The sequence below is a fragment of the Kitasatospora sp. NPDC097605 genome, assembly GCF_040302725.1.
Lineage (GTDB): Bacteria > Actinomycetota > Actinomycetes > Streptomycetales > Streptomycetaceae > Kitasatospora.
Map to the genome: position 1 here is coordinate 255646 of NZ_JBEOSF010000006.1, position 15554 is coordinate 271199.

The window sequence follows — 15554 nt, forward strand, 5'->3', positions numbered from 1 at the left end:
GCTGGTACGGACCAGGGGCCGGTCCGGGGGGCTGTTTCAGGACGGACCGGGAAGCCCCGGCCGCAGGTCTGCGAGACTCTACTACGCCCTGACCACTCGTTCGAGGGTCGAACCCGGCCTCTCTTCGCCCCGGGCCGGATCGTGTCCGGATCGGCACCAAGATCACCGGTTTCGCACCCCGCCACCCCGCCGACCGGCACCCCCGCGACACCGCCCCCGCACCGCACCGCACCCGCACGGCCGACCGGCGGCGCGGACGCGGCCGACCAGCAGCGCGGACACCGCGCGGCGGCGGCGGGCGATCGTTCCGCGACACTTTCCGCACGGACCGGTGCCGATCTCGTCGCGTCCTGGTCACAACCCTGGGCAGTCGGCACGCCATCCGATAGTTTCGCTCCACCTGCAGGACCGGCAGGACTGATCGGGGGGATCGTGCGCGAGTTCACCACCCCCGCCCCGGCCGGACCGCCGGCCGCCGGCGGGCTGGCCGACTCGCTCTACGACACCGCCGAACGCTCCCCCGGCCTGGTCCAGTTGTGCCGCCGCGACGAGGGCCCCCGGGGCACCGCCGGGAGCGGCTGGCAGGACGTCACCGCGGCCGCCTTCCGCGACGAGGTGCTCGCCCTCGCCAAGGGCATGCTGACCCGGGGCGTGCGCTACGGCGACCGGGTCGCCCTGATGTCCCGCACCCGCTACGAGTGGACCCTCTTCGACTACGCGCTCTGGTCGATCGGCGCGATCCCCGTCCCCGTCTACCCCACCGCCGCGCCCGAGCAGGTCCGCTGGATCCTGGCCGAGACCCAGGCGGTGGCCTGCCTGGTCGAGGACGAGGACCACGCGATGACCGTCGGCGCGGTCTGCGACGCGTTACCCGACCTGACCGGCATCTGGCAGCTGGACCGGGGCTGCGTGGCCGCGATCGTCGAGGACGGACGCGGGGTCCCCGACTCGCTGGTCCACCGCCAGCGGCTCGGCGTCACCGCCGACACCGTCGCCACCGTCGTCTACACCTCCGGCACCACCGGCCGCCCCAAGGGCTGTCTGATCACCCACGGCTCGCTGGCCACCGCGGCCGACGCGCTGCTCGACTGCTGGGAGGAGGCGCTGCGCGACACCGGCGGCCACCAGCCCTCCACCGTGCTGTTCCTGCCGCTGGCGCACGTCTACGGGCGGATGGTGCAGATCGCGACCGTGCGCGGCGGCTTCCGGCTCGGCCACGTCCCCGAGATGTCCACCGACGCCCTGCTGCCCGCGCTCACCGCGCTGCGCCCGACCTTCCTGCTCGTCGTGCCGTACGTGCTCGACAAGGTGTTCCAGCAGGCCCGGCGCACCGCCGAGGAGGCCGGGCGCGGCGAACTGTTCGACCAGGCCCGGCAGGTGGCCGTCGACTGGGCCGCCTGCCGCGAGCAGCGCGTCTTCGGGCGCGGACCCGGCCCGGGGCCAGGACTGCGCCTGCGCCACCTCGCCTACGAGCGGACGGTCTACCAGCGGCTGCGCACCGTGTTCGGCGGCCGGCTGCGGACGCTGATGTGCGGCGGCTCGACGCTGGAACGCGAACTCGGCCTGTTCTTCACCGGGATCGGCTTCCAGCTGTACACGGGCTACGGGCTCACCGAGACCTCGGCCGCGATCACCGGCAACCCGCCCGGGCGCTCCAAGGTCGGCACGGTCGGCCGCCCGGTGCCCGGCGCCACCGTGGCGATCGCCGACGACGGCGAGGTGTGGGTGCGCGGCCCCGGCGTCTTCGGCGGCTACCTCAACCACCCGCGCTGCACCGCCGAGTCGCTGTTCGACGGCTGGTTCGGCACCGGCGACCTCGGCAGCCTGGACGAGGACGGCTACCTGACCATCACCGGCCGCAAGAAGGACATCATCGTCACCAGCAGCGGCAAGAACCTCGCCCCCGCCGCCCTGGAGATCCGGGTCGAGACGCACCCGCTGGTCTCGCAGTGCCTGGTGGTGGGCGACGACCGCCCGTACGTGGCCGCGCTGATCACCCTCGACCCGGCGGCGCTGGCGCACTGGCTGAAGGGGCGCGGACGCGGGCAGGCGGACCCGTGGGCGGTGCTCGGCGACGCGGAGCTGCACACCGAGATCCAGCGCGCCGTCGCGGCGGCCAACACCGCCGTCTCGCGCGCCGAGTCGATCCGCGCGTTCCGGTTGCTGCCCCGGGAGTTCGGCGTCGACCAGGGACTGATGACGCCCTCGCTGAAGCTGCGGCGGGCGGCGATCACCGACTACTACGCGGCGGACATCGAGGAGCTGTACGCCCCCTGACGGGCCGTCTCGTCCCTTTTACGGCAGCGCTGGTGGGGAGCTCCCCGGCCGGCACTCCTTGACGATCGGAGTGGTCCAGTCCATTGTTTTGCTCCGGTCAGAGTGCGGCACGCCGACGGCTCCCGCCCCCTCCGGGAGCACCCCCACACCCGTTCTCCGCGCGCCCGCCCCAACGGTCGCGTCCCCACGCAGGAGTCCCCACGTGTCCATCTCCTCGCGCATGCCCGCACGCCTGTCGGCGCTCGCCGCCACCGCCGCCCTGCTGGTGGCCGGCCTCGCCGGGCCCGCCGCGGCCTCGGCGAACGAGAACGCCGCCGTGGCCGGGGCCGCCGCGCCCACCGTCGACCTGGCCACCAACCCCGGGTTCGAGATCCCCGCCTCCTCGCTCGCCGACTGGGGCAGCGTGCCCGGCTGGCGCTGTTCCGGCGGGCCCGCCGAGGCGTCCGTCACCAGCGCCGCCCCGCACTCGGGCGGCTCCGCCCTGGCCGTCACCCCGGCGGGCGACGAGTCCACCGGCGAGTGCGCGCAGACCGTCTCGGTCCAGCCCGGCGCCACCTACACCGCCTCCGCCTGGGTCCGCGGGAAGTTCGTCTTCCTCGGCGCCACCGGCGGCACCGACCGCCCGACCGCCCCCGCCTGGACCGAGGACACCCACGGCGGCTGGCAGAAGCTCACCACCCGGTTCACCGCCGGGCCCACCGCCACCACCGTCCGCCTCGCCGTCCACGGCTGGTACGAGCAGGGCCCGTTCGCGGTCGACGACGTCCGGGTGGAGGGCCCCGCGCCGGCCCCGGCGACCGCCGCCGCCTCGGTGGCGACCAGCGACAAGGTGGTCTTCTTCACCGTCGACGACGGCTGGCAGACCAGCCCGGAGGCCGAGCGGTTCATCGCCGACCACCAGCTGCCGATCACCGCCTTCCCGCTGCCGATGGCCGCCGCCGCCGACCCTGGCTACTTCCGGCGGGTCACGGCCGTGCCCGGCTCCTCCGTGCAGAACCACAGCGTCTCCCACCCGGACCTCACCAAGCTCTCGCCCGCCGAGCAGCAGGTGGAGATCTGCGACGCCCGGGACTCGCTGACCCTCCGGTTCGGCACCGCGCCGACCGTCTTCCGCCCGCCGTTCTTCGCCTGGAACGCCGACACCCTGCAGGCCGCCGCCAACTGCGGCATGCGCACCGTGCTCACCGCCGACGCGGACTTCAGCTGGGGTGCCTCCAACATCTGGCACGAGGGCACCCTGTCGCCCGGGGACGTCGTGCTGATGCACTGGAGCGACACCCTGGCCGGCGACCTCCAGCGCGCCCTGGCCGCCGCCGAGGCCGCCGGCCTCAAGCCCGCGGGCCTCGCGTCCTACCTGCACTGACCGCGCCGCTCCGCACCGCCGGCCCCTCTTCCGGGGTCCGGCGGTGCGTCCGTTCCGCGCCCCGCCCGTGGCCGGGACGAGATCCTCCGCCGTCAGACTCGTCCGCATGGGGAGAACGGGGGCACGAACCGTCCGCCGGACACCGCGCGCCCGCCGGGCGCCGCGCGGCGCCGTGGCCGCCCTGACCGTGGTGCTGCTGCTGACGCTCGGCGGCTGCTCGGGGCCGCGCCGCCACATCACCGGCGTGCGGGTCGAGAACGGCGAACCGGTGGTGCTGCTGCGTGCCTGCCACCACGCGGACTACGACCGCATCGAGATCTACGAGGCCGTCAGCCGCACCTGGGTCGCGCTGCGGCCGCCGCCCGGCACCGGCGGGCCGCGCTCCTTCCCGCTGAACCGTCCGCCCGCCGACTGGGCCTCCGACGGCGGCCCGCTCCCGGCACCCGACGGCCGCCCGCGCAGCTACGGCATCGATGTGCGCAGCACCGAACCCGCCGCCTCCCGCGTCTCCTTCAGCACCGACGACCTCGCCCGCCTCTCCCCCGGCCAGGTCTGGGCACACGCCCGGATCTGGACCCTGGAGGAGTTCGACTCCTACGCCCGCACCGCGTGCTGAGCGTCCTGCGCGCCCCGGTCTCGTCGCGGTCCCGTCCCGGCGGGCGCAACGAGGACTCCGCCCCGGCCGCCGACGGCGTGGCGGTGCTGCCGGACGGCGCGCGCCTGCCCGCCGCCCTGGACACCGGGTGCGTGCACGGGGGCACCCGCCGCCGCGCCCCCTCGTCCGTGCCGCGCGCCCCTCGCGGCCGGCTGTGACCTGAGCGTCCCGTTCGCCCCTTCGGCCACGGTCGCCGTCGCCAGGATCGACGGCGACCGGGCTCGGGACGGTCTCGGACCACCGGGTGTAGGCCGCCACCACGGCCCAGCACCTGGCCATGGCCGCCCAGTTGGCGCCGCTGACGCCGATCCGGCGGCGGCCGGGGAGGCCCTCGTCGGCGCGGTCCCGCTCGCCGACGAAGTCCGGGCCGCCGCGCTCCTCGGCGAGGGGGCCGCCCGGGCGGTCGACGGCTTCGGCGTCCTCGGCCGGACCGGGCTGCTGGATGCCCTCCGTGCCCGGGGGCCCGACCGCCTCGTCGCCCGCACCCGGGTCGCCGGGGATGCCGGTACGACGGTCCGCGTGGGCCGACGGGCGTTGACAGGGCATGGGCCGGGTGCTCTGATGGGGCGCGTGCAGCGTGGCGCCGGCCAAAAAGATGTGGGCCGGCCGGCGACCGGGCCGGCACCCGAGTTCGAGGGGCGACGCGCGATGAGTACCTACTCCGCTCCCCTGTCCTGACCCTTTTCCCGCGCGGCCACGGCCGAGGCGGTGGCCGCTCTTCCGTGTTCGGAGATCCCACAGACGCATGCCCATGTCTTCTTCATCTTCATCTTCATCGTTCAATCAGACCGTCATCGAGGAGTTCCGCGCCAACGCCGGGAGGGTCGGAGGGCCCTTCGAGGGCGGGGACCTGCTGCTGCTGACCACCGTCGGCGCGCGGACCGGGCGCGAGCACACCGTGCCGCTCGGGTTCGTACGGACGCGGGGACTGCTGCTGGTCGTCGCCTCGGCGGCCGGGGCGGCCGAGGACCCGCAGTGGTACCGCAACCTGCTCGCCCACCCGGTGGTGGGGGTGGAACTGGGCGAGGAGGTGTTCGACGCGATCGCCGTCCCGGCCGAAGGGGCGCGGCGGGACCGGCTGTTCGAGGCCGTCGTCCGGGCCGCGCCCGGGTACGGGGACTACCAGCGGCACACCGCGCGGGTGCTGCCGGTGGTGGTGCTGGAGCACTCCGAGGCCGACGCACCGCCGCGTGCGGTCACCAGCCTGGCGGACAAGCTGCTGGAGGTGCACGACTGGTTGCGGGGCCAGTTGCGGCAGTTGCGGGCCGAGACCGAGGCGCACTTCGCCGGCGGCAGCGGTGGCCACGGCGACGGCGGTGGCGTTCCCGCGCTCGGACTGCAGATCCGTCAGCACTGCCTGGCGTTCTGCCAGGGGCTGGCCGTTCATCACACCGGCGAGGACCGGGGCGTCTTCCCGGCGCTCGCCCGAAGCCATCCGGAGCTGCGGGGCGTGCTGGAACGCCTGGCCGAGGAGCACCGGGTGCTGTCCGGGCTCAAGGAGGGGCTGGCCTCGCTGGTGGCCGGCATCGGCTCGGCCGGGCCGGAGGCGTTCCGGGCCGAGCTGGACCGGATGACGGCGGAGCTGGAGGCCCATCTCGCTCACGAGGAGCGGGAGCTGCTGCCCGCGCTCGCCGCGATCCCGTTCCCGCCGCCACCCGGCCGGTGACGTGACCGGCCCGGGTCCGCCGGCCCCTCCCCCTGTGAGGGGCCGGCGGGCCCGGGCCCGTTCAGGGCCTGGACGGGTCCGATCAGACCTGGGCGGAGAAGACCGGGAGGTAGCCGCCCGACTGGCCGGCGGCCTTGGGGTGGTAGCTCTCGTCGACCGGCAGCGTGGTGCTGTTCAGCCAGGTGGTGCTGGAGCCGCAGATCTCGTGCTCGCGGAAGATCGAGCGGACGTCGCCGAAGGCGAAGCCCGCGTTGGCCGCGCGCTTGGCGACGACCTCGTCGAGCACGTCGGCGGCGCTGTTGATGGCGGCCCGCTTGGTGTCGCCGATGCCGAGGATGCAGCTGCCGCCGACCTTGTACATGTGCGGGTAGCCGAGCACCACGACCCTGGCGTTCGGCGCCTTGGCGCGGATCGCCGAGTAGACCGTGTCCAGCTGGCCGGGCAGCGTGTTGTTGGCGTAGTTCTTCGCGGTGGCGACGGCGTTGAGGCAGGCGCTCTCGGAGTCCAGGACGCACGTCTGCATCGTGCTCGCGAAGCCCGCGTCATTGCCGCCGATGCTGATGCTGACCAGCGTGGTGGTCGAGCTCAGCGCGGAGATCTGGTTGTTGAGCACGTCTCCGGTTCTCGCGCCGGAACAGGCGACGAACTTGAAGGATGACGGCGCGTGCGCGTTCTTCCACAGGTACGCGTACGCGTTGGTGCTGCGCTTGCAGCTCCCGCTCTCGCTCGTGTAGCTGCCGGCACCGACGCCGGAGGAGTACGAGTCGCCGAGGGCGACGTAGTTGACACCGGCGGCGTGGGCCGAACCGGCCGTGGCCAGCGTGGTGAGGGAAAGGAGGGCCGCGGTGACGGCGACGGACATGGCGCGGACAGGGCGGTGCATGGGGCCTCCTGGTCAGTGACGTGCGTCACGCAATTTGATACCAGGCGGTAGCTAAGGTGTGAAGCTGTCATGCCAAGTCAATTGACGGAAAGTCTGACAACGGGGTGATGAACGCGCCGTTTCTCACTACGGGCGACGGGGCGAGCGCCGCAGGTGAGCGCCGGGGCGACCGGACCGGACGGCCGGGGCGGGCCATGGACGGGGCCACCGGACAGGGCATCACCCGGACGGACGAGGGACGAACGGTCAGCCGGACGCGCCGTCGTGGAGGACGACCTCCAGCTCGAAGCCCTGGCGGTCGATCAGATGGACCGCCTCGCCGGTGTCCACCCGGACGGTCCAGCCGGCGGCGAGGGCGGCGGCCACCGCCGCCCGGCCGCCGTGCACGGCGAGGTGGTTGAGGCCGGCCCGCAGCCGCTGGTGACCGCCCGGCAGCAGCGCCGGTGACTGCTCGATCACCAGGTAGGCGTCACCGAGGCGCCAGCTGCGGCCGCTCGGCCAGTGCTGGAACGGCTCGCACCCGAGCGCGAGCAGCACCGGGCCCCATTGCTCCACGGCGATCGCCAGGTCGTCCGTCCACAGCTCCACATGGTGGAACAGGCCCCGGGAGCGGGGCGGGCCGGAGGCGCTCACCGGTCACCGCGCCGGCCTGACGGACGGCCCGTCGGGCCGTCCGTCAGGCCGGCGGCCCGACCTTCCGTCAGACCGTCCACCGGACGGCCCGGGTCGGCGGGTGCGGCGCCCGGGGCCGCCTCCGGGTACACCTCGCAGCCGTCCAGCGGCAGTTCCTCGATCGTCTCGTTGGCCGCCGCGGGCACGCCGAGCCACCGGACGGCGGACGTCACCGCCGCCCGCGCCTGGCGCAGGCCGGGCGTGCCCCAGCCGAGCAGCTCGACCGCCAGGCCGGGGGCCACCAGCAGCCGCCGGTAGTGCCGCCCCGAGGCCGGGTCGGGCACGCTCGGGCCGACCGCCCGCAGCGCGGCGGCCATCCGGACCCGGGCGCACTCGTTCCCGCCGTTGGCCGACCCCACCCGGTCGTAGAGGTAGCCGAGGTAGTACGCCGTGCCGATCAGCGCCTGCGCCTCCTCGCCCGCCTCCCGGGCCAGCGCGGAGCCGGGGTCACCGGCGTCCTCCGGCTCCAGCGAGCCGCCGGGCAGCGAGACGATGCCGTCCTTGGGGTTGACCAGGGTCAGCACCCGGCCGTCGGGCGCAAACAGCCATCCCCACGACTGCTTGACCGCGAGCCCGGGGGGAACCCGCTCCCCCGGCCGCCACGGCCACCCCGCGGTGGGACGCCGGCGCACCCGGCCGAGCAGCTCGGCGATCTCCGCGCTGTACTCGATCCGGCTCATGCGTCCCCCCTTTCGGTGTCGGGCTCGCCGGACCGACGGTGCGCGGGGACGTTCGCGATACGCGGGTTCGGGGCCGAGCGGAGCGGGCCCGGCGGTGTGGGGCACCGGCCGTTCCCACTGTTGATCTTCCCCGAAATCTTCCCCGAACAGGCGGTCGATGAACAGTCCCCAGCGCCGCTCGGTGGACAGCGGGGGCCGAACGCCCTGGTCAGCGACGGTCAGCCCAGGGGCCCACCGCCCTCCTCCGTCGAGGGCGGCGCCGGGAGCGGGAAGCCCGGCAGCGGGACGGCGGCCGGCGGGAAGGGCAGGCCCCGGCCGACGTCGTCGGCCAGCTCGTCCAGCACCTCCCGGGCGGTCATCGGCCGCAGCCGCCCGCCGTGCAGCGCCCACCCGCGCACCGCGTGCCCGCCGGGCGCCGCCGGATCGCCGTGCAGCACCATCGCCCCGGTGCCGCCGACGGCCAGCCCCGCCGCCAGCGTCACGCAGAACGCCTCCCCGTCCCGCCCGCCCGCGGCGAACCGGCCCCGCTCGACCAGCAGGTCGCTCGCCGAGGTCAGCTCCTCGCCGTCCTCGGGGCCGTGGCAGCGCACGGTCAGCAGGTGGAGCCCGTCACCGGCGCCCGCGGCCACCGCCGACCACACCTCCACCGCGTGCCGCATCACCGCCACCAGCCGCCGATCGCCCGGCGGCCCCTCGCCGGCCGCCGTCAGCAGCGCCGCCATCGCGATGGAGATCCGCAGCCTGGCCCGGTGGTCGTCGGCCAGCTCCGGCAGCAGCACGGCCAGCCGCTGCCCGGCGTAGACGAACGGCTCCCCGGCCAGCTCCGGATCGGCCGCGTACGCGACCCGGGCCGCCGCGTCCCCGGGGTCGAAGCCGAGCGCCGCGCAGTACTCCTCGTAGTCCGCCGGGTCGAGCATCCGCAGGTGGACCTCGAAGCCGTGCCCGCCGAGCGCCCGCAGCTGGACCGCCACCCGCCGCAGGTAGGACCGGAACGACAGCCCGCCGAACAGCCCGTGCCCCGCGAGGTCGGCGAAGTCGGCGGCGCGGACCACCACCGCGAGCGCCACCGGCTGCGGCGGCGGCGCACCACGCGGCCGACCCCACCGCGAACCCCGCGCACCGGGCCCACCCGGCCCGCCGCCCGGCGGCCGCCCACCGGGACCTCGCGCCCCCGGCCCACCCGGCCCGGGCCGCCGCCCCGCACTCCCCCCACGCATGCCGTCCCGCACGACCATGCCCCCTTCCTCCCGCCGTCGACACATGTCGCACCGGTCCCACGAGCCCCTCGGCTCCCGGTGACGGCGACCATACACACGGTCACCGACAATCGACGCCGAGCGACCGTCGGCAGGCGGGAGGGGGCCGGGCGGAGTCCGGGGCGGCGAAGGGCGGACGGGGCGCAGGAGGACGGGTGGGGACCACCGTCGCGGACCGGATTGTCGGTGCCGCCCGTTATGGTCGGGGACCATGCGACTGCTGCATACCTCCGACTGGCACCTGGGGCGATCGTTCCACCGGGAGAGCCTGCACGACGCCCAGCGCGCCTTCCTGGACCACCTGGTGGCGGTGGTCCGGGCCGAACGCGTGGACGCCGTGCTGGTCGCCGGCGACGTGTACGACCGCGCGCTGCCCGGGCTGGAGGCGGTGGCGCTGTTCGACGACGTGCTGCACCGGCTGGCCGACCTCGGCGTGCCGACGGTGTTCATCAGCGGCAACCACGACTCCGCCCGCCGCCTCGGTGTGGGCGCGGGCCTGATCGGCCGGGCCGGCGTCCACCTGCGGACCGACCCGGGCGAGTGCGCCGAGCCGGTGGTGCTGGCCGACGAGCACGGGCCGGTCGCCGTCTACGGGCTGCCGTACCTGGAGCCGACGCTGGTCCGGGAGCGGTTCGGCCTGGCGCGCGGCGGCCACGCTGCGGTGCTCGGCGCGGCCATGGACCAGGTCAGGGCCGACCTCGCGGCCCGGCCGGCCGGTACCCGCGCGGTGGTGCTGGCGCACGCCTTCGTCACCGGCGGCGAGCCCAGCGACAGCGAGCGCGACATCGCGGTGGGCGGGGTCGCGGCCGTCCCCGCCTCGGTCTTCGACGGCGTGCACTACGCCGCCCTCGGCCATCTGCACGGCTGCCAGACGCTCGCCCCGCACCTGCGCTACAGCGGCTCCCCGCTCGCCTACTCCTTCTCCGAGCACGAGCACCGCAAGAGCATGTGGCTGGTCGACCTCGCGGCGGACGGCGCGGTCACCGCCGAGCGGGTGTACTGCCCGGTGCCCCGCCCGCTGGCCCGGCTGCGCGCCCGGCTCGAGGAGCTGCTCACCGACGAGCGGTACACCGCCGACGAGCACTCCTGGGTGCAGGCCACCCTCACCGACCCGAGCCGCCCGAGCGAGCCGATGGAGCGGCTGCGCCGCCGCTTCCCGCACACCCTCCAGCTGCTCTTCGAACCGGAGGAGACCACCGCCGCCGCCTCCTCGTCCTACGCCGCCCGGGTCGGCGGGCGGACGGACCTGGAGATCGCCGAGGGCTTCCTGCGGCACGTCCGCCCCGGCGCCGAGCCGGACGCGGCCGAGCTGGACTGGCTGCGCGAGGGCTTCGAGCGCGTCCGGGAGACCACCGACCGGAAGGCGGAGCTGCCCCGATGAGACTCCACCGGCTGACCGTGACCGCGTTCGGCCCGTTCGCGGCCACCGAGACGGTCGACTTCGACGCGCTCGCCGCCGGCGGGCTGTTCCTGCTGCGCGGCGCCACCGGCGCGGGCAAGAGCAGTGTGCTGGACGCGGTCTGCTACGCCCTCTACGGCGAGGTGCCCGGCACCCGCCGCGCCAACCGGCTGCGCAGCGACCACGCCGAGCCGGACCGGCTGACCGCCGTCCGGCTGGAGCTGACGCTGGGCGGGCGCCGGCTGGAGATCACCCGCGTCCCCGAGCAGCCGCGGCCGAAGAAGGTCGGCCGCGGCATGACGGTCGAGCGCGCCCAGACGCTGCTGCGCGAGTGGTCGGCCGACGGGGCGGACACCGGTGACGGCGCGCCCGGCTGGCGGGCGGTCAGCAAGTCGCACCAGGAGGCCGGGGAGGAGATCCACCGGCTGATCGGCATGAGCCGGGACCAGTTCTGCCAGGTGGTGCTGCTGCCGCAGGGCGACTTCGCGCGGTTCCTGCGGGCGGACTCGGAGGAGCGCGGCAAGCTGCTGCGCCGGCTGTTCGACACCGAGCGGTTCCAGTCCGTCGAGGCCTGGCTGGCCGAACAGCGCCGGTCCCACGAGGCCGCCGTGCAGGCGGGGCGCCGCCGGCTGCGGGACCTCGCGAGCAAGGCGGAACAGGCGGCCGGGCCGGGCGCCGATCCGGCCGTCGGCCGGGTGCCCGGCGAGGAGGAGGGCGGCCCGGCGGACACCGATCTCACCGAGGGCGTGCTGGGCTGGGCGGCCGTGCTGCGCAGCGGCGCGGCCGAGCAGCTGACGGTCGCCGGCGCGGCGCTGGCGGGCGCGGAGGAGGCCCACCGGGCCGCGCAGCGGGCGCGGGAGGCCGCCGAGCAGCTGGCCGACCGGCAGGAGCGGCACCGGCAGGCAGTGCGCGAGGCGGCCCGGCTGGCCGAGGACGAGCCCGCCCGGGCGGCGGACCGGCGGCGGCTGACGGCGGCGCAGGCGGCGGTCGGCGTCGAGTCGGTGCTGCACCTGCGCGAGCGCGCGGCGGAGGCGTACCGGCGGGCCCGGGAGGAGGAGCACCGGCACCGCGCGGTGCTGGCCGAGCTCGCCGACGGCCCGGCGGGACGGGCCCTCACGGCGGACGGCGGCTCCCAGGACGGTGGCTCCGGGCCCGGCGGCCCGGCGCTGGCCCACGCCGAGGCCGAGGAGCTGGCCGAGGCCGAGCAGCGGCTGCGCGCGGAGGTCGTCCGGCTGGAGGCGGCCCGGGAGGACGAGCGGCAGTGCGCCGAGCTGGACGGCGCGCGCTCGGCGCTGGCCGCCGACCTGCGGCGCGCCGAGGACCTCGCCGAGGAGGCGGGCGACTGGCTGGCCGACTTCGAGCCCCGGCTGGCCGCCCTCCAGGCGGAGGAGTCCGCCGCCCGGGACGCCGCCGGGAGCGTCGAGCGGCTGGACGCCCGGCGCGCGGAGCTGGCCGCGCGCCTCGCCGCCGCCCGTGAGCGGGACGGGCTCGATCTGGAGATCGACCACGCCCGGCCGCGCGTGCTGGCGCTGCGGACGGAGGCGCTGGACGCCCGGCAGTACGGCCTGGACCTCCGTGAGCGCCGGCTGGCCGGGATGGCCGCCGAGCTGGCCGCCCGGTTGAGCGCCGGGGAGCCGTGCCGGGTCTGCGGCTCGGCGGAGCACCCGGCCCCGGCCCGACCGGTCGGCGAGCCGGTCCGGGCCGAGGACGAGGAGCGGGCCCGGCGGGCCCAGACGGCCGCCGAGCAGGCCGCCGACACGGCGGAGCGGGGGCTGTCCGGCCTCCAGGTGCGCCGGGCGGCGGCGGCCGGCGCGTCCGGTGAGGAGCCCGCCGAGGCCCTCGCGGGCGCGCTGGCCGGGTTGGAGGGCGAGTACCGGGAGGCGCTCCGGGTCGCGGAGGGGCTCGGCCCGGCGGGCCGGGCGATCGAGCGGCTCACCGCGGAGCAGGCCGTCCGGCGCACCGCGCTGGCCGGGGCCCGCGAGCGGAGCGCCGAGCTGGCCGCCCAGGCGCGGACCCTGCACGCCGAGCAGGGGAAGCTGGCCGCCCGGGTGGCGGCGGCCCGGGGCGGCGCGCCGTCGGTGGCGGCGCGCGCGGCCGCCCTGGACCGGCTCGCCTCGGCCGTGGCGGCGCTGGCGGCGGCGGCCCGGGCCGCCGCCGAGGCGGCGCACCAGCTCAAGCGGGCCGACGACGAACTGGCCGGCGCCGCGGTGGCGGCCGGGTTCGCGAGCGCGCGGGACGCCGCCGCCGTCCTGCTGCCCCGGCCGGAGCGCGAGCGGCTGGAGCAGCGGCTGGACCGGCACCGGGCGGAGCTGGCGGCGGCCGAGCGGCGGCTCGCCGAACCGGAGCTGGCCGCGGCCGCCGCCCTGCCGCCCGCCGACCTGCCGGGCACCCGCGCCGCGCTCGGCGCCGCCACCGACCGGCTGCGGGCCGCGCACGCCGCGCGGGACGCGGCCCGGGTGCGGTGCGAGGCGCTCGCCGCGATCGGGCGGCAGCTGGCGGAGCTGGCCCGCTCGCTCGCGCCGGAGCTGGACCGGTACGCGCGAATCGGCCGGCTGGCCGCGCTGGCGGCCGGCACCTCGGCCGACAACCGGCTGCGGATGCGCCTGGAGTCCTACGTCCTGGCGGCGCGCCTGGAGCAGGTGGCGGCGGCGGCGAGCGACCGGCTGGTCCGGATGTCCGGCGGGCGCTACACCCTGGTCCACAGCGACGACCGGGGCACGGGCAACAAGCGCTCGGGGCTGGCGCTGCGCGTGGTGGACGCCTGGACCGGCACGGAGCGCGACACCGCGACGCTCTCCGGCGGCGAGAGCTTCTTCGCCTCGCTGGCCCTGGCGCTCGGCCTCGCCGACGTGGTCACCGACGAGGCCGGGGGCATGCCGCTGGACACCCTGTTCATCGACGAGGGCTTCGGCAGCCTCGACGAGCACACCCTGGAGGAGGTGATGGACGTCCTCGACGGTCTGCGCGAGCGGGACCGCGCGGTCGGCATCGTCAGCCACGTCGCCGATCTGCGCAGCCGGATCCCGGCCCAGCTGCTGGTCCGCAAGGGCCGGCACGGCTCCACCCTGGCCCTGGCGGGGCGGGAGGACGCCTGACGCCTGACGCCGGGCAGGCGGAGCGGTCGCGGCGGACCGGGCGCGGGCGCGTCCCGTCAGCCGGAGCAGGCGATCCGCTGGGCCTGCTGCCAGGTGCAGACGGGGCAGAGCGTGCTGCCCGGGTGGTCGGCGGGCAGTTCGGTCGGCTCGCCGCACAGGACGCAGTCCGCGCGCGGGCCGGTGAGGTCCGGGTCGGGCAGCAGACCCGCCACGGTGTCGCCGTCGCCCGGGGCGAGGACGCAGAGCTGCTCGGCCCCGGCCGCCGCGGCGCCGTCGGTGTCCGGAGTGCCGGCGGGGACCCTGTCGTTCACGGCTGTCTCGCTCATGGCGCCCTCTTTACTCCTCGCCCGGGCCCGGCGCAAGGCCCGCCGGAGCGGGCGGCTACGGTGGCGGCATGCCCTTCTCCCCCGCCACCGCCCGGCCGACGTCCGCCCTGGAACGGCGGCTGTCGGCCGCCCGGGCCGCCGCGCCCGGCTACCGCGAGGTGGGCGCCACCCGGGACGCCCGGCTGCCGGACGGCTACACCCACCTGCGGCGGCGGGTCCACCTCGGGCACGGCCCTCAGGTCCTGGCGCGCGCCGGGAGGTTCGTCCTCGGCTGGGGCTGCCAGCTGGGCACCGGTTTCGCCGTGTACCCGTACGTGCCCGTCGAGCCGGGGGCGACGGTGCTGCTGCGCCTCGCCCTGCCCGGCACCCGGTGGCCCCGGCTGGTGATCCCGTGCCGGGTGGTGTGGACGGTGGAGGAACCGGACCGGATCGGCTTCGCCTACGGGACGCTGCCGGGGCACCCGGAGTGCGGCGAGGAGGCGTTCGTGGTGTCCATGGACGCCTCGGGCGAGGTGTGGTTCGAGGTGAGCGCCTTCGCCCGGCTCGCCGCCTGGTACGCGCGGCTCGGCCGCCCGGTCGCCGTGCTCTGCCAGTACCTGGCGATCGAGCGGTACCTCTCCGCGGTCGTCGAGGCGGTCGGCGAAGCGGCCACCGGAGCAGCCACCGGAGCGGCCGTCGAAGCAGCCGTCGAAGCAGCCGTCCAGGCGACCGGCGAGGCGATCACCGAAGCGGCCGTCCCCGAGGCCCCCGGGAACGGGCCGGCGGCGGGCTGAGCCCTGCCCGGCGCCGCCCGCCCGGGGGCTTCGGCCCGGTCAGCCCAGGAAGGAGAGCCGGACGGTCCGCCGCGGATTGTCGCCGTTGGTGTCGACGAGGACCACCGACTGCCAGATGCCCAGCGCGAGCCGCCCGTCGATCACCGGCAGGGTCGCGTGCGGGGCGAGCAGGCCGGGGACGACGTGGTCGCGGCCGTGGCCCGGGCTGCCGTGCCGGTGCTGCCAGCGGTCGTCGGCCGGCAGCAGGTCGCGCAGGGCCGCGAGCAGGTCGGCGTCGCTGCCGGATCCGGTCTCCAGCACGGCGATCCCGGCCGTCGCGTGCGGGACGAAGACGTTGAGCAGGCCGTCCCGTCCGGGGGCGTGTCCGTCGAGGAACCGGGCGCAGCGTTCGGTGATGTCGAGTGCGACCTCGTGGCTGCCGGTGGTGATCTCGAAGGTCTCGGTCCGGAAGGACGGGGTGTGGGGGGTGGTGTGGGTGTGGTCCGCCATGGCGCCATCCTCGCCCACGT

Annotated in this window: 14 protein-coding genes; 8 read left to right on the top strand and 6 right to left on the bottom strand. The window is 76.4% G+C overall.

From position 1 onward, the window contains the following. Positions 1-432 precede the first annotated feature (432 nt). From ABTX81_RS10015 to ABTX81_RS10035, 5 genes are all read left to right on the top strand, one after another. Positions 433-2277 carry an AMP-dependent synthetase/ligase gene (locus ABTX81_RS10015; RefSeq protein WP_350542747.1) on the top strand — a complete coding sequence of 615 codons (1845 nt, stop codon included), beginning with the start codon at positions 433-435 and terminating at the stop codon, positions 2275-2277. Positions 2278-2479: 202 nt separating this feature from the next. After that, positions 2480-3640 (top strand): polysaccharide deacetylase family protein, encoded by a 1161-nt coding sequence (locus ABTX81_RS10020; protein WP_350542748.1) that lies wholly within the window; start codon positions 2480-2482, stop codon positions 3638-3640. A gap of 106 nt (positions 3641-3746) precedes the next feature. Then, a complete protein-coding gene (locus ABTX81_RS10025) occupies positions 3747-4256 on the top strand; it encodes a hypothetical protein (RefSeq protein ID WP_350542749.1) in 510 nt (169 codons plus the stop codon). Then, complete coding sequence (locus ABTX81_RS10030) at positions 4250-4453, top strand: hypothetical protein (protein WP_350542750.1); 204 nt, start codon at positions 4250-4252, stop codon at positions 4451-4453. Before ABTX81_RS10025 ends, ABTX81_RS10030 begins: the two co-directional genes overlap by 7 nt. 593 nt (positions 4454-5046) lie before the next feature. Then, positions 5047-5961, top strand: coding sequence for a nitroreductase/quinone reductase family protein (locus ABTX81_RS10035; protein WP_502892742.1), 915 nt, complete (start codon positions 5047-5049; stop codon positions 5959-5961). Positions 5962-6043: 82 nt separating this feature from the next. Here ABTX81_RS10035 and ABTX81_RS10040 read toward each other — a convergent pair whose 3' ends face one another. The 4 genes from ABTX81_RS10040 to ABTX81_RS10055 form a co-directional block, all read right to left on the bottom strand. Beyond that, the gene (locus tag ABTX81_RS10040; RefSeq protein WP_350542752.1) at positions 6044-6844 is read right to left on the bottom strand and encodes an SGNH/GDSL hydrolase family protein; all 801 of its coding nucleotides are present in this window, start codon (positions 6842-6844) and stop codon (positions 6044-6046) included. Between the two features lie 246 nt (positions 6845-7090). Further along, a complete protein-coding gene (locus ABTX81_RS10045; RefSeq protein ID WP_350542753.1) occupies positions 7091-7477 on the bottom strand; it encodes a VOC family protein in 387 nt (128 codons plus the stop codon). Continuing rightward, a complete protein-coding gene (locus ABTX81_RS10050; RefSeq protein ID WP_350542754.1) occupies positions 7474-8196 on the bottom strand; it encodes a hypothetical protein in 723 nt (240 codons plus the stop codon). The genes ABTX81_RS10045 and ABTX81_RS10050 overlap by 4 nt, the downstream gene beginning before the upstream one ends. Positions 8197-8414: 218 nt before the next feature. Next, positions 8415-9263, bottom strand: coding sequence for a DUF8829 domain-containing protein (locus ABTX81_RS10055; RefSeq protein ID WP_350542755.1), 849 nt, complete (start codon positions 9261-9263; stop codon positions 8415-8417). A 400-nt stretch (positions 9264-9663) separates the two neighbouring features. Between ABTX81_RS10055 and ABTX81_RS10060 the strand changes: the two genes are divergently transcribed. Beyond that, positions 9664-10833, top strand: a complete 1170-nt coding sequence (locus ABTX81_RS10060; protein WP_350542756.1) for an exonuclease SbcCD subunit D — start codon at positions 9664-9666, stop codon at positions 10831-10833. Further along, entirely contained in the window at positions 10830-13946 is a 3117-nt protein-coding gene (locus ABTX81_RS10065; protein WP_350542757.1) for an AAA family ATPase, read from the top strand. The genes ABTX81_RS10060 and ABTX81_RS10065 overlap by 4 nt, the downstream gene beginning before the upstream one ends. A gap of 56 nt (positions 13947-14002) precedes the next feature. Here ABTX81_RS10065 and ABTX81_RS10070 read toward each other — a convergent pair whose 3' ends face one another. Continuing rightward, positions 14003-14272: a hypothetical protein gene (locus ABTX81_RS10070; protein WP_350542836.1), complete on the bottom strand. Its 270-nt coding sequence runs from the start codon at positions 14270-14272 to the stop codon at positions 14003-14005. Between the two features lie 68 nt (positions 14273-14340). Between ABTX81_RS10070 and ABTX81_RS10075 the strand changes: the two genes are divergently transcribed. Next, the gene (locus tag ABTX81_RS10075; protein ID WP_350542758.1) at positions 14341-15045 is read left to right on the top strand and encodes a DUF1990 domain-containing protein; all 705 of its coding nucleotides are present in this window, start codon (positions 14341-14343) and stop codon (positions 15043-15045) included. Positions 15046-15084: 39 nt separating this feature from the next. Here the strand turns inward: ABTX81_RS10075 and ABTX81_RS10080 are convergent, their stop codons facing one another. Then, a complete protein-coding gene (locus ABTX81_RS10080; RefSeq protein WP_350542759.1) occupies positions 15085-15534 on the bottom strand; it encodes a YjbQ family protein in 450 nt (149 codons plus the stop codon). Positions 15535-15554: the final 20 nt, after the last annotated feature.